Source organism: Hymenobacter daeguensis (assembly GCF_054780555.1).
Genome location: NZ_BAAGWC010000038.1, coordinates 18585 through 36333, shown reverse-complemented (window position 1 = coordinate 36333; position 17749 = coordinate 18585). Strand labels below are relative to the sequence as shown.

The window sequence follows — 17749 nt, the reverse complement described above, 5'->3', positions numbered from 1 at the left end:
CCCAATCCGCGCCCACTGCGCGTCGGTCAACAAATACTCCATGCTCAAACATAACTACTACTGTTAACGCTTCCTAAAGACCGTCATGCTGAGCTTGTCGAAGCATCTCTCTCTCAGGTAGCTAATCTGATTTGCTATTGAGGCAGCGATGCCTCGGCTTCGCTCAGCACGACGTTCAACCCATAAAAGCTTCCCGATGCACGTTGCCGTCAACACCCGTTTCCTGCTGCCCGGCGACCACCTCGAAGGCATCGGGCGCTTCACCTGCGAAACCTTGCAGCACCTCGTGGCCCAGCACCCGGACGTGACGTTTCACTTCCTGTTCGACCGGGCGTATGATGCGCGCTATCTGTTTGGGCCGAATGTGGTGCCGCATGTGCTGTTTCCGCCGGCCCGGCACCCGTTTCTGTTCGTGGCATGGTTTGAGGGCGCGGTGGCGGCGTGGCTGGCCCGGCACCGCCCGGCCGCTTTTCTCAGCCCCGACGGCTTCACCACGCTCAACACCCGCGTGCCCCGCGTGACGGTGATGCACGACCTGGCCTTCGAGCATTTCCCGCTCGATGTGGGCCTGCTGCAGCGCAAATACTACCACTTTTTCATGCCGCGCTTTGCCCGGGCCTCGGCGCAGCTGGTGGCCGTGTCGGAAGCCACCAAAGCCGACATCGTGCAGACCTACGGCATCGCTCCCGAAAAAATCAGCGTGGCCTACAATGCACCCGCCGACCTCTTCCGGCCCCAAACCGAGGAACAGCAGCGCGAAACCCGCCGCAGGTTCAGCCACGGCCAGCCGTATTTTCTGTTCGTGGGGGCCTTGCAGCCGCGCAAAAACCTGGGCACCCTGCTGCGGGCCTTCGATTTATTTAAGGAAAAAGGCGGCGCCGACGCCTCGGCCGCCCAGCTGCTCATCGTGGGGCGCAAAGCCTGGAAAGCCGGCCCCATCCTCGAAGCCTACCAGCAGATGCGCCACCAGGCCGCCGTGCACTTCACCGGCCGCGTGGCCGATGCCGAGCTGGCGGGCCTCTACGCGGCGGCCCGGGCCACGGTGTACGTGCCTTATTTTGAGGGTTTTGGTATTCCGATTGTGGAGGCCCAGGCCAGCGGCTGCCCGGTGCTCACGTCGGGCGTGAGCTCCATGCCGGAAGTGGCCGGGGCGGGCGGGGCGCTGCTGGTCGAACCCCGCGACACGGCCGATATTGCCGCCGGCCTGGCCCGCCTGTGGCACGATGCCGACTTGCGGCAGCGGCTGGTGGCGCAGGGCCACGTCAACCTGTCGCGGTTTTCGTGGGCCGACAGTGCTGCGGTGCTGTGGCAGGCCATTGCCACGGCGGCCGGAAGCAAGCCCTTGTAAGCGCAGGTCTTCCTCATTAAGCAAAGCGGCCTATTTTTGCGATTGACTATGGCCCGTTTGCATCCCTACAATTTTACGCATGTGCTGCTGCCGCAGCTGGCCTGGCGTCGGCCATCATCGGTGCGCCATGAGCTGAGCGACCCGTACCTGGCCCGCGAGCTGCTGCAGTACGTGTGGGAAAAAGCGGCCGAAAACCTGCACGCCGCCGACAAGGTGCCGGCCAAAGGCCTGCGCCTGAGCTGGCACGAAGTGGCCGGCCGGGTCACGGCGCTCATTCACTTGCCGGCTCCGCAAGCCACCATGGAAGCCTATTATTCGGCCCTCGTGTATGAGGAAGAGGACGAGCCGGCCGACAGCGAAGCCGAGGAAAAGCGCCCGCGCTACTTCACCCTCGAAGCCACCCTGGGCCTGAGCGGCCTGGCCGGCACCCCCACCGTGGTGGGCGAGTGGGCCGGCGACGCGCACCGCCACCTGGGTCGGGGGCCCGGCGGCGGCCAGCCCAACACCGCCGAAGCCTTTCTGGAAGTGCTGGCGGCCATGCTGGGCCCGCTGCCCGATACCACCGTGCCCTTCATGCGCGTGGTGCGCTCCTGATGCCCACGGCCACCGCCCGCCTCGAAGCGGCGCTGCTCACGCGCCCGCCCCGGCTGCTGCACGCCCTGCTGCCCGGCTGCGAGTGGACCGGCCCGCGCCGCACGCCCGCTGGCGCTCCCATTATTTACCTGACCTTCGACGACGGCCCCATTCCCGAAGAAACGCCGTGGGTGCTGGAGCAATTGGCCGTTTTCAATGCCAAAGCTTCGTTTTTTTGCGTGGGCGAGAACGTGACGCGCTACCCCGAAATAGCGCGGGCCGCGCTGGCCGCCGGGCACCGGCTGGGCAACCATACCTACCACCACCGCAGCGCCTGGGCCACCGCCCGGCCCGATTACCTGGCCGAAGCTGCCCGGTGCCAGCAGGTGCTGGCCCGCGTGGGGCTGAGTGAAGCAGCGGCCCGCCCGCTCTTCCGCCCACCCTACGGCCGGCTCACCTGGCCCTTGCTGCCGGCCCTGAAAGCGGAGTTCCGCCTCATCATGTGGTCGGCCCTCACCCGCGACTACGACCCCGCCCTCAGCCCCGAAGACTGCCTGCGCTTTGCCCTGGCCGCCGTGCGGCCCGGCGATATTGTGGTGTTTCACGACAGCCGCAAGGCCAGCGCGCGGCTGCGGTTTGTGCTGCCGCGCCTGCTGGCGCATTTTGCCGCGCAGGGCTTTCAGTTTCTGACGCTGTGAGCGGCGTGGGACTGATTGCAAGCCTGGGCTTTCTGGCGTTGTGGCTGGCGGGCATGGCCTACACGGCGGGGCGCTTCGGCAGCCGGCGCGGGGCCAGCGGGGCGGGGCCATTGCCGGCCCCGCTGCCCCGCGTGAGCATCCTCATCGCGGCCCGCGACGAAGAAGCCGCGCTGCCGCGCTGCCTGGCCAGCCTCCGGCGGCTGAATTATCCGGCCGAACTGCTGGAAGTGCTGCTGGGCGACGATGGCAGCGCCGACCGCACGGCCGCCGTGGCCGAGGCGGCCATGCAGGGCTTCGCCGGTCAGTTTCAAATCGTGCCCATTGCCGATACGCTGGGCCTGGCGCGGGGCAAGGCCAATGTGCTGGCGCACCTGACCCGGCGGGCCACCACCGATTTTTTCTTCATCACCGATGCCGACATCCGCCTGCCGGCCACCTGGGTAGAGGGGCTGCTGGCCCACGCCGGGCCGGGCGTGGGCACGGTCACGGGCATCACGGCGGTGGGCGGCCCCCGGCGCTTCGACCAGCTGCAGGGCATCGACTGGCTGCTGTCGCTGAGCATGGTGCAGGTGGTGAGCGACCTTGGCCGGCCCGTGACGGCCATGGGCAACAACATGCTCGTGACCCGGGCCGCCTACCAGGCCACCGGCGGCTACGAGGCGCTGCCGTTCTCCGTAACCGAGGACTTTGCGCTGTTTCGGGCGGTGCTGGCGGCGGGGTTTGGCTTCCGGCAGGTGTTCAATGCCGATGTGCGGGCCGACTCGCTGCCCATGCCCACCTGGGCGGCCCTGCTGCGGCAGCGGCAGCGCTGGCTGCGGGGCGTGGCGGGCCTGCCGCTACGCCTGCGCCTGGAGCTGCTGTTTTTCAGCGGTTTCTGGCCGGCCCTGCTGGGGGTGGCGGGGTGGGCTGGGCCGGGCCGGGCGCTGGCCATCTGGGGGGCCAGGGTGCTGGTGCAGGGCACGCTGGCCGGGCTGGCGCACCGGCGGGCCGGGGTGCGGCTGCGCTGGTGGCTGCTGCCGCTGTTCGAGCTCTACACGCTGGCCCTGACCGGGGCCATGCTGGCTTTTCAGCTGCGCGGCGGGGCGGTGGTGTGGAAGGGGAGGCGCTACCAGTAGCCGGAACTTAAGCAGCGGCGTGAAGCTGGTTTTTTCTGGCCAGCAGAACCTCGCGGGTTTCGCGGTGGTCGGGGTCGTCCACGCAGCAGTCGACAGGGCACACGGCGGCGCACTGCGGCTCTTCGTGAAAGCCCACGCACTCGGTGCACTTGCCCGGCACGATGTAAAAATCGATTTCCGATAGCGGCGGATGGGCCGCCGAAGCCGGCTCAATGGTGCCCTCGGCGGTGGTCACGGCTTGCAAAGTGGTGCCATCGGCCCAGCGCCAGGGCGCACCTTGCTCGTAAATGGCATTGTTGGGGCATTCCGGCTCGCAGGCACCGCACTGAATGCAGTCGCTGGTTATGAAGATGGCCATCAATTCGGGAAAAGAAGGGGGATGTAAACGGCTCAAAGCTACCTGGCCGCCGGCAAAAGCTGCCGTGTTGGTGCGCTTTCAACGGAAAAATCGCGCCAATTGTCCTGCCGCCCCGACCTTTGCCTTCTTATGCCAGCTGCCATGCACATCACCGACTCCCACGCCCACCTCTACTCCGAACAGTTCAAGCCCGACCGGCTCGAGGCCCTGAGCCGGGCCCGGGAGGCCGGCGTGCGTACCATCGTGATGCCCAACATCGACCACAGCAGCATCGACGCCATGCTGGAGCTTGAAGCCCAGGCCCCGGAAACCTGCTTCGCCATGATGGGCCTGCACCCGTGCTCGGTGACGCGCAATTTTGAGCAGCAGCTCTACGAAGTGGAAGCCTGGCTGGGCCGCCGGCCCTTTGCCGCCGTGGGCGAAGCCGGGCTGGACCTGCACTGGGACAAAACCCTGCTGGCCGAGCAGCAGGAAGCCCTGAAAATTCAGCTCGACCTGGCCAGGAAGCACCAGCTGCCCATCGTGCTGCACACCCGCGAGGCCTTCGCCGAAACCGTGGCGCTGGTAGAAGCCGCCCAGGACGGCACGCTGCGCGGCGTGTTTCACTGCTTTTCGGGCTCGCCCGAAGAGGCCGAACAAGTAATCCGGCTGGGCTTCAAGCTGGGCATTGGCGGCGTGGCAACGTTCAAGAACGGCGGGGCCGATAAGGTGCTGCCCGGCATTGGGCTGGAGCACCTGCTGCTGGAAACCGACTGCCCCTACCTGGCGCCCGTGCCGCACCGCGGCAAGCGCAACGAGCCCGCCTACCTGCCGCTGGTGCTGCGCCGCGTGGCCGAGCTGCTGGGCGAAACCCCCGAAGCAGTGGCCGAAGCCACGACCCGCAACGCCGCCGCCCTGTTCAACCTGTAGGCGCGGCCCGCCAATGCCGCGCCGCGCACTGCACGAAGTGCTTTCGGGCTGAAGCAATGGGTGGAAAAAAGGCCCGGCTATGCGTAGCCGGGCCTTTTTTCTACTGGCTGGCACCGCTCAGGCGGCGCGTTCCAGGTTGGAGAGGAGCGAGTCAATCTGGTCGGCAAAACCGTTGATTTGGTCGAGGCCGGCGCGGGCTTCCTCAAGGTGGCCGTGCTGGTAGCGGGTGGCCAGGTCCTGGCCGGTGCGCAGCATTTGCTGGAGCACCTGCTCGAGCTCGCGCACGGCGGGCTGGCCGGGCGCCTGAGGCTTGAGCACGGTCTGAATCCACTGGCCCAAGGGGTTCTCCGCCAGGGAGAAAAGCGCAGGCTCAACTTCGCGCACCCCGTAGAGCACCGAGCGCAGCCGCGACTTAAACAAGACCTGCTTCACGCGGGCCTGCTGAAAGTCAAAGGAAGTGAGGGGCATGAGGAAGGGTAAAAAGCGAAGCAAAAAGGAAGAATGACGGGGCGGCCCGGCCGCTACTGGGCGGCGCCGGCGGCAGGGGTGGGGGGCCCGCCGAGCTTTTCAAGTGCCAGACGGGCCCGCACGAAGTCGGTGACTTCGAATGCGAAAACCATGATGCCGGCCGGCTGGCCGTTTTCGCGGAACTGCTGGTAGGTGAAATTGAAATACGTATCGCGCAGCGCGCCGCTGGCATCGCGCTCGAGCTGCAGCTTCAGCTCGTTGCCGCGGAAGGTTTCGCCGGTCTGGTACACATTGTCGAGGATATCGATGATGCCCTGCTCTCTTACCTCGGGCAGCACTTCGGCCACCGTGTGGCCCAGCAGCTGCCGGTGCGGAAAAAGCTGCTGATACAGCGGGTTCACGAACTCATAAACGTGCGCGGGGCCGCGCAGGATGCAAATCATGGCCGGAGCCTGCATAAACAGGCTTTCGTAGGTTTCGCGCTGGGCCTCGGCCCGCTGGTACATGGCGTAGGCCTGCTCCGAAAGGGTGGCCTGCTGCTCGTTGGCGCTCAGCAGCTCCTGCACCATCTGGCGCTGCTCGTGGATGTCGGTGGCCCCGCCCACCCACATGGTGATGCGGCCCTCGGCATCGCGGCGCGGGGTGGCGCGCGAGAGTATCCAGCGGTACTGGCCGTCGTGGCGGCGCAGGCGGTATTCTACCTGGTAGGGGGCGCCGGTGGCAATAGAGTGCCGCCAGGAGCTGAGCACCCGGTCCTGGTCTTCGGGGTGCAGGCGCTCGGCCCACTGCCAGCCCGTTTCCTGGTCCGGGAGGTGGCCGGTGAAGGCCAGCCAGCGCGGGTTGAAATAGTCGCGCCCGCCATCGGGCTGCGCCGTCCAGATGAACACGGGCAGGTTTTCGAGCATGAACAGCGTGCGCTGCTGCGACTCGGCCAAGGCGGCCTGGGCCCGGGCGGCGGCCTGGGCGGCGCGGTACTGCTCGGTCACGTTCTGGGTGCGCTGCACAATGTACTGGAGCCGGCCCTGCGCGTCCAGCACGGGGTAGTGGGTGGCTTGCCAGTACATTTCCTCGAAGCCGCCGCCCTGCTCGGCGGGCACTTCCAGGTCGTAGCGAATGAGGGGCATGGTGTGGGGCTCCAGGTGCTGGCGCACGTGCTCGTGCGAAGCGGCGATGACATCGCCCTGGTTCTGGTCAACCGAGGGATAGGCCTCGAACAGGGTGCGGCCCAGCACTTCTTCGCGCGGCTTGAGGCCAACGGCTACGTGGCTGTCCGAGTTATCCAGGATGGTGGCATCCGGGGCCATGACGAGAAAATTGTCGGGCAGGGAGCGGAACAGGTGCTGGTAATCGACGGCGGCGGGGGAAACGGGCATGGGAAAAAAAGCGAAACGCTTGACGAAACCAGAAACGAAGCGGGAAATATAAGCCAGTATGGCAGAGCAGGGGCTGCCACGGCCCGGCTACTACGACAGGCTGCCCTGCTCCAGCGTGTGCAGCAGCGCCTCAATGCGGTCGGCGAAGTCATTCACCTGGTCGAGGCCGGCGCGGGCTTCCTCAATCTGACCGCGCTGGTAGCGGGCGGCCAGGTCCTGGCCGGTGCGCAGCATCTGCTGCAGGGTGCGCTCCAGCTCGCTCACTTCGGGGCGTGCGCCCAACTGGGGCTTGAGCGAAGTTTGCAGCCACTGGCCCAAGGGGTTCTCCGCCAGGGAGAAAAGCGCAGGCTCGGCTTCGCGCACCCCGTAGAGCACCGAGCGCAGCCGCGACTTAAACAAGACCTGCTTCACGCGGGCCTGCTGAAAGTCAAAAGGGGTGAGGGGCATGCAAAGAGAGAAAGACGGGTTCGGAAATACAATTACCGGGCCAGGCGGCCCGGGGCCGCGCCGGCATCAGGCCAGCGGGAAGCCCGCCGGGCCGGCATCGCGCAGGCGCTCGAGGGCCTGGCGGGCCTGCACGAGGGCCGTTACATCGAAGGCAAAAACCATGATGCCGGCCGGGGCATCGGCCTCCTCAAACCGCTGGTAGGTGAAGTTGAAATAGCCATCGTAGCGGGTGCCATCGGCGCGCTGCAGCTCAATTCCGACCTCGTTGCCGTAGAAGGGCTGGCCGGTGCGGTACACGTTTTCGAGCAGCTCCACAATGCCCTGGGAGCGCAGCTCGGGCAGGGCCTCCACCAGCGGCAGGCCCAGCAGCGGCCGGCCCTGAAAAAGCTCTTGGTAGCGGGTGTTGGCAAAGGCGTAGCGAAACTCGGGCCCGCGCAGGATGCAGATGAGCGCCGGGGCCTGCATAAACAGGCTTTCGTAGGTTTCGCGCTGGGCCTCGGCCCGCTGGTAGGTCTGGTAGGCCTGCTCGGAGAGGGCGGCCTGCTGCTCGTTGGCGCTCAGCAGCTCCTGCACCATCTGGCGCTGCTCGTGGATGTCGCTGGCCGCGCCCACCCACATGGTGATGCGGCCCTCGGCATCGCGGCGCGGCGAAACCCGAATCAGCAGCCAGCGGTACTGGCCATCGTGGCGGCGCAGGCGGTATTCGTGCTGAAACAGCCGGCCCTCGCGCAGCGCTTCCTGCCAGGCCTGTACCAGAGGGGCGCGGTCGCCGGGGTAGGTGATTTCGTCCCAAACGGCTTCTGCCATCAGCGCCTCCTGCGTCCGGCCTGTAAATTCCAGCCAGCGGGGGTTGAAATAATCGGGCGTGCCGTCGGGCCGGTTGGTCCATACCATCACGGGCAGGCTTTCCAGAATGAACGCCGTGCGCTGCCGGGCCTCGTTGAGGGCGTGCTCGGCCTGCGCGGCCTGCTGCGCCGCCTGGTGCTGCGCGGTCACGTCCTGCGGAATCTGGAGGATGAACTGCAGGCTGCCGTCGGGGTTGAGAATTGGGTAGTGCGTGATTTGCCAGTAGCGCACTTCGGTGCCGCCGCCCAGCTCGGCGGGGCGCTCCAGGTCGTAGCGCAGCAGGGGCATGGTGTCGGGGCGCAGGGTGCGGCGCACCTGCTCGTGCGAGGCGGCCAGGTCGCGCTGGCTTTCGGGGGCCGAGGGGTAGGCCGCGAAGATGTTGCGGCCCACGGCCTGCGGGCGCGGCAGCAGCGACACGGCCACGTGCTCGTCGGAGTTGTCGAGCACGGTGCCATCGGGGGCCAGCAGCAGGTAGGAGCCCGGCAGATGCCGAAAAAGCGCCTGATAGTCGAGCGGGGTGGGGTTTTCGGACATAGAGGTAGCTGGAAGGCGCAAGGTGCGCGGGGCGCAATGAGAAGGAGATGAAGGAGGGAATGCTACAAAGAAACGCCTCGCGCGGCGGCTCCGGCGCAAGGCGGCAAAATGGCCCGGCCCCGGCTGCAATGGTGCGCCCGGCGGGCCGCCGGGCGCGGCCGGCAAGGGCTGGGCGGTGTGCCGGAGCGGCGGCCCGAAAATACGACGTTTTCGGTGGCGGGGGCGGCCATTCATCCGGCCGGCCAACGCTTCATCGGCCTTATCCGACGCTTCGGTAAGCGCCGTTTTCGGCCGCCCGGCCCGCCCGCCACCTTTGAGCCATTACCTAACCGCCGGCTCCCGATGAAAACTTCGCTACTCCCGCTGCTCCTGCTGCTGAGCGCCGCCACCGCCCAGGCCCAAACCGCCCCAGAACAACATTCACCCATTCACTCAATCACTCATTCACTCAGTGGAGTGGTGCGCGATGCCGCCGGCCAGCCCCTGCCCGGCGTGAACGTGTTTCTGAAGGGCGGCTTCGACGGGGCCAGCACCGACTCGCTGGGCCGCTTCCGCTTCCGCGCCGAGCACGCCGCCGGGCCGGCCGTGCTGGTGGCCACCTTCGTGGGCTACGAGCCGCTGGAAGTGCTCATAACCCTGGGCGAAGGCCCCATCAGCCTGCCCAACCTCCGTCTGAAGGCCAGCCGCGCCGCCCTCGGCGACGTGGTGGTGACGGCCGGGGCCTTCGAGGCCAGCGACGTGAAGCGCAGCGCCGTGCTCAAGCCCCTCGACGTGGTGACCACGGCCGGGGCGCTGGGCGACATTGCCGGGGCCCTCAACGCCCTGCCCGGCACCACCCGCAACGGCGAAACCGGCCAGCTGTTTGTGCGCGGCGGGGCGGCCTCCGAAACCAAGCAGTACCTCGACGGCCTGCCCGTGCAGACGCCCTACGCCGGCGCCGTGCCCAACGTGGCCGCGCGGGGCCGCTTTTCGCCGTTTCTCTTCAAGGGCATGGTGTTCAGCACGGGCGGCTACTCGGCCGAGTACGGCCAGGCCCTGAGCGCCGTGGTGGCCCTGAACTCGACCGACCTGGCCCCCGAAACCATGACCAGCCTCTCGCTCATGAGCGTGGGCGGCAGCGTGGCCCGCACCCGGCGCTGGGACCGCACCAGCCTGGCCGCCACCGCCGACTACACCAACCTGGCGCCCTACTACCGCCTGGTGCCCCAGGCCCTGGGCTGGGACCGCGCCCCACTGCAGCTGGGCGGCTCGGCCAAGCTGGCCCACCGGGTGGGGGAGGCCGGCATGCTGAAAGTGTACGCCACCTACAGCCGCCAGCGCCTGGCCCTGCGCCAGCCCGACGCCAGCCCCGAATTTGCCGAAAACGGCCGCCCCGTGGACCTGGCCAACGACAATGCCTACCTCAACGCCACCTACCGCGCCCCGCTGCGGCGCGGCTGGAGCCTGAACACCGGCCTGGCCCTGACCCAGGACGACAACACCCTGCGCCCCGACGCGCAGCGCATTCACGACCTCGACCGCTCGGCCGTGGGCCGGCTGGTGCTCACCAACGACTCGGCCGGCACCTGGTTCAACCTCAAGCTGGGCCTCGAAGGCTACGCCCAGCGCTACCGCCAGCAGTACCAAGCTTCGGCCGAAGCGCCCGCCCTGGCCCTGGGCGTGGACGAGCAGCGCGCCGCCGCCTTTGCCGAAAGCGAGCTGGTGCTGAGCCACCGCCTGGCCGGCCGCGCCGGGCTGCGCACCGAATACTCGGCGCTGCTGGGCCGCTACTGCGCCGCCCCGCGCCTGGGCCTGGCGTATAAGACGGGCGCCAACAGCCAGCTCGCGGCCGCCTGGGGCTACTTCTACCAAACCCCCACCACCGACCTGCTCCGCATCAGCCACCAGCTGCAGTTTGAGCGGGCCGAGCACTACCTGCTCACCTACCAGCACCAGGTGCAGGAGCGCACCCTGCGCGCCGAGCTCTACCAGAAAAACTACGCCCAGCTCACCACCTTCGACGCGGCCCAGCCCTACAACCCCGCCACCTACCACAACGCCGGCAGCGGCTACGCCCGGGGCCTCGACGTACTGTTTCGGGACCGCACCACCTTCAAGAAGGCCGATTACTGGATTAGCTACGGCTTCGTGGATACCCGCCGCCAGTTCCGCCAGGACCCCGTGGTGGCCGTGCCCACCTTCGCGGCCCGGCACAACCTGAGCGTGGTGGGCAAGTACTGGATTCAAAAGGTGCACACCCAGGTGGGCTTCACCTACGCCTACGGCTCGCCCCGCCGCTACCACAACCCCAACCTGCCCGGCTACAACCAAAGCACCCTGCCCAGCTACCAGGACCTGAGCCTGAACGTGAGCTACCTCACCCACTGGTTCGGCCAGTTCACCATCGTGTACGTGTCGGCCAGCAACCTGCTGGGCCGCCAGAACCTCTACGGCTACACCTACGCCGCCCAGCCCGACGCCAGCGGCCTGCGCCCCGGCGCCGCCATTACGGCCCCCGCGCCCCGCATGCTGTTCGTGGGCGTGTTCATCTCCATCAATAAGAAAACGAAAGTGGACCTGAACGAGCGGCCGGAATAGCTGTTCACGCGTCAACCTCACGCACCGATGCGTGAGGAGAAATTATTACCCGCTTATTCTTACTACCCCTGCGCAAGCCCCGCCCGCTGCCGGCCGGGGCTTTGGCAGCGGGGGCCAGCGGGGCACTCAGGTCGGCGGAGCGCTCGCAGAGGTGCTGCACGCGTGCGGTGTCGAGGGCGAATTTTTTGGCGCGGTAGAGGCACTCGACGCGGGCGTCGAGGGTGCGGTGGGCGGCGCGGGCAGCGGGCACGGCCCGACAATCCTCCACTGGGCACCGCCGCCGTGAGCGGCCCCAGCGCCTGCCTCGCCGACGTGAAAAGCGGCTGCTCCCTACTTAGGGGCAGCCGCTTTTTTCAGGCATTCGAATGGGAGGGCTAGCGCCCAAACCGGTAGCGCAGGCCCAAGGCGTGGCTGGTGGTGAGGCCCTGAGCATGGCTGTAGGGCTCGTCGCTCACCAGGTCTTTGCTGATGCCCAGGTCATAGCTAAGCTCGAAGCGGGGGGCCAGACGGTAGCGCGCCCCTACGCCGGCCGTGGCCAGGAGCGTGTTGATGGAGTAGAGGGAGCTGTAGGCTTGCGTGACGAAGGCCCCGCCGATGCTGTCGGTTTCGGTGCCGTGGGCGGAGCTGGTAAGGCGCTCCAGAGTGAAGCCGCCCAGCACGTCGAACTGCAGGCGGTGGGCCGGGTTGCGGGTGAGCGTGTAGCGGGCCCGCGCCGATACGGAGGTTTTGCGCACGGTGCTGGTTTCGCGGTAGTCGTAGTAAGTGCCGCTGGGGTTGGTCGGGATGTAGTAGCGCCCCGAGCTGGCATAGTGCTCGGTGGCACCGCTGTAGGCCGCGCCCAGCTCCAGGGCCAGGCGCGGGCGCAGCTGGTAGCCGGCCATGAGCTGCACCGGCACCCGGAAGCCGGCATTGCCCCGCTGCCAGCGGCCCAGGTTCTGGAAGGTGCTGTGGTAGGCGGCCAGGCCCACGTAGAACCGGGAGGAAGCCGGCGGGGCCGGTATATCAGCAGGGGTTTGGGCGAAGGCCGGGAAGCACGCCACGAGCAGCACAAGGCCCGGGGCCAGGCGGGAATAAGACATACGAAAAGGAAGGAAAAAAATGGGAGAGTTGCCGGGATGATGCCTGCGGGCGGCGAACCGTTGCATGGAAGCCTGAAAAGCTGCGGCGCGCATTGGTTGCCGTATCCGACGCTTCATCGGCCTCATCCGACGCTTCGGTCGCGGGCATTTTCGGGCGGGGCGGCCGGCCGGCACCTTTGAATCATCAAAACAGCCACTAACCCCCGACCCCAAGCCCATGAAAACCGCATTTCTGACCCTCGCCCTCGCCGCTGCCTCGCTGGCCGCCCCTGCCCAGGCCCAGCCCGCCGCCGTGGCCGCCCCCAGCGCCGCCGCCCCCGCCGATGCCTACACCAGCGCCATGCTGGCCGCCATTGCCGAGCAAAACGCCGCCGCCACGCCCGCCGCCGTGCAAGCTACCCTGGCCCGGCTGGAGCGCGTGGCCGCCGCCGCCCCCACCGCCTGGGAGCCCCGCTACTACCAGGCCCGCGCCTACCTTAAACTGGGTTTCATGGGCCAGGACGACGACCAGAAAGACAAGTTCTTCGACCAGGCCCAGGCCGCCCTCGACCAGGCCCGCAAGCTGCCCGGCGCCGACCAGGCCGAGGTGCTCGTGCTGCAGGCCTACATTTACCAGGGCCGCATCATGGTGAGCCCCATGACGCGCGGCATGGTGTACACGGGCAAAGTGGCCGAGGCGCTGGGCCAAGTGAAAAAGCTCTCGCCCGACAACCCGCGCCTGTTCCTGCTGCTCGGCAACGACTCCTACTACCGCCCCGAAATGTTCGGCGGCGGCCCCGACAAAGCCCTGCCCCTGTACGAGAAAGCCAAAACCCTTTTCGCTACCTTCAAGCCCGCCAACGCCCTGAGCCCCAGCTGGGGCGAGAAGATGAACGATACCATGCTGGCCCGCGCCACCGCCGACATCGCGGCCGATAAATAAGCCGCCCGTATCCCGGCGCGCGCCCGGCTGCGGACGTGCGCCGACGTTTTTCCCGGTGCCTTTTCTTTACTTTGATGCAAACTTCCTTGCCCGCCACCGTGGCCGCTCCCGATTCTTCCGTACCCGCCATGGCCGACGTGTTCCGGGCCGCGCCCAGCTCGTGGCGGGGGCTGGGGCGGGCGGTGCGCGTCATCCTGCTGCTGGCCCTGGGCATCAGCGTGCTCATGAACCCGCAGGCGCTGCACAGCGCAAAGGCCTTCGCCATCACCTACGCCTACACCGTGTGCTACAGCGTGGGCCTCTGGCTCACCAACGGCTACGTGGTGGAGTGGCTCAACCGCCGCTATCCGTGGTCGGCGCAGCCGCTGCGCCGGCTGCTGCTCACGCTGGCCGTGTCGCTGGGTGGCTCGGTGCTGGTGATTGTGGTGATGAATGCCGTGCTGCTGCTCATTCAGGGCAAGCCCCTGGCCTGGCTGTGGTCGGGGGCCATGTACTGGCAGGTGCTCATGCCGCTCATCATCACGGTCATCATCTCGCTGTTCAACCACAGCCGCTCCTTTTTCTTTCAGTGGCGCGATGCGGCGGTGCGGGCCGAGCGCCTCGAAAAAGAAACCGTCGTGGCCCGCCTCGACTCGCTGCGCCGGCAGGTGGACCCGCATTTTCTGTTCAACTCCCTCAACGCCCTCACCAGCCTGGTCGAAGAAAACGACCCGGCCCGGGCGGTGCGCTTCATCCGGCAGCTCTCGCAGGTGTACCGCTACGTGCTCGATTCCGAAAGCCAGGAGCTGGTGCCCCTGGCCCAGGAAGTGCGCTTCGCCGAAAGCTACCTCTACCTGCAGAAAACCCGCCTCGGCGAGGCCCTGGTCGTGGAAATGGACCTGCCGCCCGCCGCGCTGGCCCCGTTCTGCGTGCCCCCGCTGGCGCTGCAGCTGCTGCTCGAAAACGTCATCAAGCACAATGCCGCCTTCCAGGCCAGCCCCCTGCACCTATCAGTGGCGCTGGATGCCGCCGCCCGCACCCTCACCGTGCGCAACACCCTGCGCCCGCGCCGCCTCGCGCCGGGCGAGTCGTCGGGCCTGGGCCTGAAAAACCTGGCCGCCCGCTACGCCTTCCTCACCGATAAGCCGCTGGCGGTGGGAGCGGAGGCCGGCGAGTTTGTGGTAACGCTGCCGCTGGTGACAATGGGTGAATGAGCGAATGGGTGAATGAGAGGTGATGACGTTATTTTGCTTTGCGCCCTTTTCTGATTGTTGAGTGAATCCAGGCAGCGCCCATTCACCCATTCACCCATTCACCCATTCACCCATTGTTCCCCCTCCGCGCCCTCATCGTCGAAGACGAACCCCTCGCCGCCCGCCGCCTTGCCGATATGCTGGCCCGCCAGCCCGACCCCGTGCAGGTCCTCGGCACGGCCGAGGCCGTGAGCCAGGCCGTGCAGCTGTTGCAAGCCGGCCCCGCGCCCGATGTGCTGTTCCTCGATATTCACCTGGCCGATGGCCTGAGCTTCGAGATTTTTGAGCAGGTCGCGGTGCGCTGCCCGGTCATCTTCACCACCGCCTACGACCAGTATGCCCTGCAGGCCTTCAAGGTCAACAGCGTCGACTACCTGCTCAAGCCCATCGACGAGGAGGAGCTGCAGGCCGCCCTGCGCAAGCTGCGCGAGCGCCTGCCCGCCCCGGCCGCCGCCGCCCCGGCCCCGGCCTTCGACCCCGCGCTGCTGGCCCAGCTGGTGCAGCAGATGCAGCAGGGCGCGCCGCCCGCCGCCAGCTACAAAACCCAGTTTGTGGTGCGCGTGGGCGAGCACCTGAAAGTGGTGCCCTTGGACCAGATTGCCTACTTCTTCAGCCTCGAGAAAGCCACCTTTCTGCAAACCACCGAGGGCCGCAAGTTCGTGGTGGACTACACCATGGACCAGCTCGAAGGCCTGCTCGACCCGCGCCGCTTCTTCCGCCTCAACCGCGCCTACCTGGCCCAGCAGTCGGCCATTCAGGACATCATCCACTACACCAACTCCCGCCTGCAAACCGTGCTCAGGCCCGCCGCGCCCGACGCCCAGGTGCTGGTGAGCCGCGAGAAGGTGAACGTGTTCAAGAGCTGGCTGGACCGGTAGCTGCCCGGTGCTACTCCAGCCGCCGCCGCTGCTCCAGCGGGAAGCCGGGCATGCGCGGCCCGGCCGCCAGCGCCAGGTCGAAGCCCACGACGGGGCGCACCGGCTGGCCGGCCTCGAAAATTTGCATCGATGCGGTGCCCGGCGGAGAAATCGAAGGTCTTGCCTGGCTAATGCTGCCGGTTCCAGTGAGCCAGTTGTTGGTTTAACTCGCTGTTAGAGCCGTTTTCAGGTCCATGTACACGTAGCGCGAACTTTGTAGTTCGCGCTACAGTCGACCGGCACCAGCAACGGTACACGGACCTGAAAATCCCTCTAGAAGCACTGGCTTCGGAATTGGGAGGCGGCACGATGGTGGTTTGGGGTTAAGCATCACGCTCAATGCGCTGGCCAGCATTGTCCATGCAGAGCTGGTAGCATTCCTCGTCGCTGAGGCGTTCGAGCCCGCCGCTTTTCAACCTGATAGCAGCCATGGCAGTTGGGAAATTAGCGTAATGAGGCACGCCGAAACCTACCCTTCCAGCCAGGCCTTCACGGCGGGGGATTTCTCGCGGCTCACCACTATTTCCTCGCTGGCGGCGGGGTGCAGCTCCACCAGCAGCTTGCCGCCGAAATGCGGGTGCAGGCGGCGCACGGCCGGTAATTGGGCAATAACCTGCCGGTTGAGGCGGAAGAACTGGGCGGGGCTGAGCAGTGCTTCGAGCTGCTCCAGCGTGTAGTCGAGCACGAAGCGGCGGCCGTCGGTGACCACCAGCGTCACGGTTTCGTGGCGGCTGATAAACCAGGCGGCTTCGGCTACCGGCAGGGGCAAGAGCTGCTCGCCCTGCCGCACCAGGAAGCGCGTTTTGTAGGGGCGCCGGGCATCGAGCATTCGCTCGATGGAGTGAAGGGCTCGGAGCGAAGAGGTAAGAGCGGAGTCAGCAGCAGCTGCATCACCCGTCGGCTCTTCACTCCGAGCTCTTCGCTCCCATTGCCGCAGCTTGGCCAGGGCGGCTTGCAGCTCGGCCAGCTTCACGGGCTTGAGCAGGTACGCAATGCTATTGGCCTGAAACGCCCGGATGGCGTACGCATCGAAGGCGGTGGTGAAGATGACCGGGCTGGGCACCACGGCCTGCTCCCAGATTTCCAGGCTCAGCCCATCGGCCAGCTGAATGTCGCTGAGAATGAGGTCGGGGGCGGGGTGGGCGGCCAGCCAGGCCAGGGCCCCGGCCACCGTGTCGAGCACGGCCAGCACCTGGGCCTCGGGCGCGGCCTGGGCCAGCAGGCGCTGCAGGCGCTCGGCGGCGGGGTACTCGTCTTCGAGCAGCAGAATGGTCATGGACGCGGTTAGAGCAGCGGCAGTTTTACCGCAAATTTGCCCGCGCCCGCCGCAATTTCGACGGGCCGGGCCGGGTTTAGCAGGAGGTAGCGCTGGCGCACGTTGGCCAGGCCCGTGCCGGTGCCGGGCGTGAGGCCGGCCGTGCGGGGCCGCCGGGCGTTTTCGACCAGCAGAAACTCCGGCGCTTCGGCCGCCGCCCACAGGCGCAGGTGCAGCGGGTGCTGGCGCGAGGCTTCGTTGTGCTTCAGCGCGTTTTCTACCAGCAGCTGCACGCTGAGCGGGGCCACCCGGCGGGCCAGCGCGGCGGCCGGCACGTCGATTTCGACCACCAGATTGCTGCGAAACCGCGCCTTGTGCAGCGCCAGGTAGGTTTCGATGAAGGCCATCTCCTCGGCCAGCGGCACGGTGGCCTGGCCCTGGGCCAGCAGCACGTAGCGGTACACATCGGCCAACTGCTCCACAAACTGCTGGGCGGGGGCATTGTCGGGCTCAATCAAAGCCGACAGCGTGTTCAGGTTATTGAACAGAAAATGCGGGTCGAGCTGGCTTTGCAGGGCATCGAGCCGGGCCTGGGTCTGGGTGCGGGCCAGCTGCTCGGCCCGGTGCAGGTTGTCCTTCCACTGCTCAAAAAAATACATAGCCTCGTAGAGCGTGAGCACCGCTACCGTGGGCACCAGGCTGAAACGCGCCTCCTGCAGCAGGGCGTCGGGCGTCAGGGGGAAGAACCGGGGCAGCAGCCCGTGCAGCGGCAGGGTGAGGGCCACGGTGGCGGCGGAAGTGGCCAGCACGGCCGCGCCGGCCAGCAGCCAGAGGCGGCGGGGCGTTTGCTCGGGGCGCGGGAAGCGGCGCAGCAGGCTCAGCCACAGCTGCCGGGTAACCACCCAATACCCTGTGGTGAAATAGAGCGAGACGGCCCAGTGCGTGAGCACCAGCGGCCAGCGGCTGTAGGCGCCGCCGGACAGGTTGGCCCCGGCAATCAGCAGGCTCAGCAGCGGAATGCCCCAGAGCAGAAAGCGGCGGTCGTTGAGGGCTGGCATTGGGCGGCGAAGCGTGGCAGAGCGGGCTGGCAAAAGTAGG

Annotated in this window: 18 protein-coding genes; 9 read left to right on the top strand and 9 right to left on the bottom strand. The window is 67.2% G+C overall.

The window, feature by feature from the left end; translation table 11 throughout:
- The first annotated feature begins 196 nt into the window (after positions 1 to 196).
- Genes ACYVHT_RS22010 through ACYVHT_RS21995 form a run of 4 tightly spaced genes read left to right on the top strand, consistent with a single transcriptional unit; the run spans position 197 to position 3734 of the window.
- On the top strand, positions 197 to 1348 hold the full coding sequence (locus ACYVHT_RS22010) for a glycosyltransferase family 4 protein (RefSeq protein ID WP_460557316.1): 1152 nt from the start codon (positions 197 to 199) through the stop codon (positions 1346 to 1348).
- Between the two features lie 48 nt (positions 1349 to 1396).
- Complete coding sequence (locus ACYVHT_RS22005; RefSeq protein ID WP_460557314.1) at positions 1397 to 1942, top strand: hypothetical protein; 546 nt, start codon at positions 1397 to 1399, stop codon at positions 1940 to 1942.
- Positions 1942 to 2619, top strand: a complete 678-nt coding sequence (locus tag ACYVHT_RS22000; protein WP_460557312.1) for a polysaccharide deacetylase family protein — start codon at positions 1942 to 1944, stop codon at positions 2617 to 2619. The genes ACYVHT_RS22005 and ACYVHT_RS22000 overlap by 1 nt, the downstream gene beginning before the upstream one ends.
- 5 nt (positions 2620 to 2624) lie before the next feature.
- Positions 2625 to 3734: a glycosyltransferase gene (locus ACYVHT_RS21995; RefSeq protein WP_460557310.1), complete on the top strand. Its 1110-nt coding sequence runs from the start codon at positions 2625 to 2627 to the stop codon at positions 3732 to 3734.
- A gap of 7 nt (positions 3735 to 3741) precedes the next feature.
- Here ACYVHT_RS21995 and ACYVHT_RS21990 read toward each other — a convergent pair whose 3' ends face one another.
- Positions 3742 to 4092, bottom strand: a complete 351-nt coding sequence (locus ACYVHT_RS21990; protein ID WP_460557308.1) for a 4Fe-4S dicluster domain-containing protein — start codon at positions 4090 to 4092, stop codon at positions 3742 to 3744.
- A gap of 141 nt (positions 4093 to 4233) precedes the next feature.
- On the opposite strand from ACYVHT_RS21990, the gene ACYVHT_RS21985 reads away from it, so the two are divergent.
- Positions 4234 to 5001: a TatD family hydrolase gene (locus tag ACYVHT_RS21985; RefSeq protein WP_460557306.1), complete on the top strand. Its 768-nt coding sequence runs from the start codon at positions 4234 to 4236 to the stop codon at positions 4999 to 5001.
- 117 nt (positions 5002 to 5118) lie between these two features.
- Here the strand turns inward: ACYVHT_RS21985 and ACYVHT_RS21980 are convergent, their stop codons facing one another.
- From ACYVHT_RS21980 to ACYVHT_RS21965, 4 genes are all read right to left on the bottom strand, one after another.
- On the bottom strand, positions 5119 to 5469 hold the full coding sequence (locus tag ACYVHT_RS21980; RefSeq protein WP_460557304.1) for a hypothetical protein: 351 nt from the start codon (positions 5467 to 5469) through the stop codon (positions 5119 to 5121).
- A gap of 53 nt (positions 5470 to 5522) precedes the next feature.
- The gene (locus tag ACYVHT_RS21975; protein WP_460557302.1) at positions 5523 to 6842 is read right to left on the bottom strand and encodes a PAS domain-containing protein; all 1320 of its coding nucleotides are present in this window, start codon (positions 6840 to 6842) and stop codon (positions 5523 to 5525) included.
- 90 nt (positions 6843 to 6932) lie between these two features.
- Positions 6933 to 7289, bottom strand: a complete 357-nt coding sequence (locus ACYVHT_RS21970) for a hypothetical protein (RefSeq protein ID WP_460557300.1) — start codon at positions 7287 to 7289, stop codon at positions 6933 to 6935.
- A gap of 66 nt (positions 7290 to 7355) precedes the next feature.
- A complete protein-coding gene (locus tag ACYVHT_RS21965) occupies positions 7356 to 8669 on the bottom strand; it encodes a PAS domain-containing protein (RefSeq protein ID WP_460557298.1) in 1314 nt (437 codons plus the stop codon).
- Between the two features lie 342 nt (positions 8670 to 9011).
- On the opposite strand from ACYVHT_RS21965, the gene ACYVHT_RS21960 reads away from it, so the two are divergent.
- Positions 9012 to 11246, top strand: coding sequence for a TonB-dependent receptor (locus ACYVHT_RS21960; RefSeq protein ID WP_460557296.1), 2235 nt, complete (start codon positions 9012 to 9014; stop codon positions 11244 to 11246).
- A 4-nt stretch (positions 11247 to 11250) separates the two neighbouring features.
- On the opposite strand, the gene ACYVHT_RS21955 is transcribed toward ACYVHT_RS21960, so the two are convergent.
- Positions 11251 to 11496 carry a type IIL restriction-modification enzyme MmeI gene (locus tag ACYVHT_RS21955; protein WP_460557294.1) on the bottom strand — a complete coding sequence of 82 codons (246 nt, stop codon included), beginning with the start codon at positions 11494 to 11496 and terminating at the stop codon, positions 11251 to 11253.
- A 124-nt stretch (positions 11497 to 11620) separates the two neighbouring features.
- The gene (locus tag ACYVHT_RS21950; protein ID WP_460557292.1) at positions 11621 to 12325 is read right to left on the bottom strand and encodes an outer membrane beta-barrel protein; all 705 of its coding nucleotides are present in this window, start codon (positions 12323 to 12325) and stop codon (positions 11621 to 11623) included.
- A gap of 217 nt (positions 12326 to 12542) precedes the next feature.
- Here ACYVHT_RS21950 and ACYVHT_RS21945 point away from each other — a divergent pair, with 217 nt between their 5' ends.
- The 3 genes from ACYVHT_RS21945 to ACYVHT_RS21935 all read left to right on the top strand — a co-directional run bounded on the left by ACYVHT_RS21945 (position 12543) and on the right by ACYVHT_RS21935 (position 15357).
- A complete protein-coding gene (locus ACYVHT_RS21945) occupies positions 12543 to 13247 on the top strand; it encodes a hypothetical protein (RefSeq protein ID WP_460557291.1) in 705 nt (234 codons plus the stop codon).
- 74 nt (positions 13248 to 13321) lie between these two features.
- Entirely contained in the window at positions 13322 to 14440 is a 1119-nt protein-coding gene (locus tag ACYVHT_RS21940; RefSeq protein ID WP_460557289.1) for a sensor histidine kinase, read from the top strand.
- A gap of 113 nt (positions 14441 to 14553) precedes the next feature.
- Positions 14554 to 15357, top strand: a complete 804-nt coding sequence (locus ACYVHT_RS21935; RefSeq protein ID WP_460557287.1) for a LytR/AlgR family response regulator transcription factor — start codon at positions 14554 to 14556, stop codon at positions 15355 to 15357.
- 508 nt (positions 15358 to 15865) lie between these two features.
- On the opposite strand, the gene ACYVHT_RS21930 is transcribed toward ACYVHT_RS21935, so the two are convergent.
- Together ACYVHT_RS21930 and ACYVHT_RS21925 are read right to left on the bottom strand one after the other, a co-directional pair.
- Positions 15866 to 16672 (bottom strand): LytR/AlgR family response regulator transcription factor, encoded by an 807-nt coding sequence (locus ACYVHT_RS21930; protein WP_460557285.1) that lies wholly within the window; start codon positions 16670 to 16672, stop codon positions 15866 to 15868.
- Between the two features lie 8 nt (positions 16673 to 16680).
- Positions 16681 to 17709 carry a sensor histidine kinase gene (locus tag ACYVHT_RS21925; protein ID WP_460557283.1) on the bottom strand — a complete coding sequence of 343 codons (1029 nt, stop codon included), beginning with the start codon at positions 17707 to 17709 and terminating at the stop codon, positions 16681 to 16683.
- Positions 17710 to 17749: the final 40 nt, after the last annotated feature.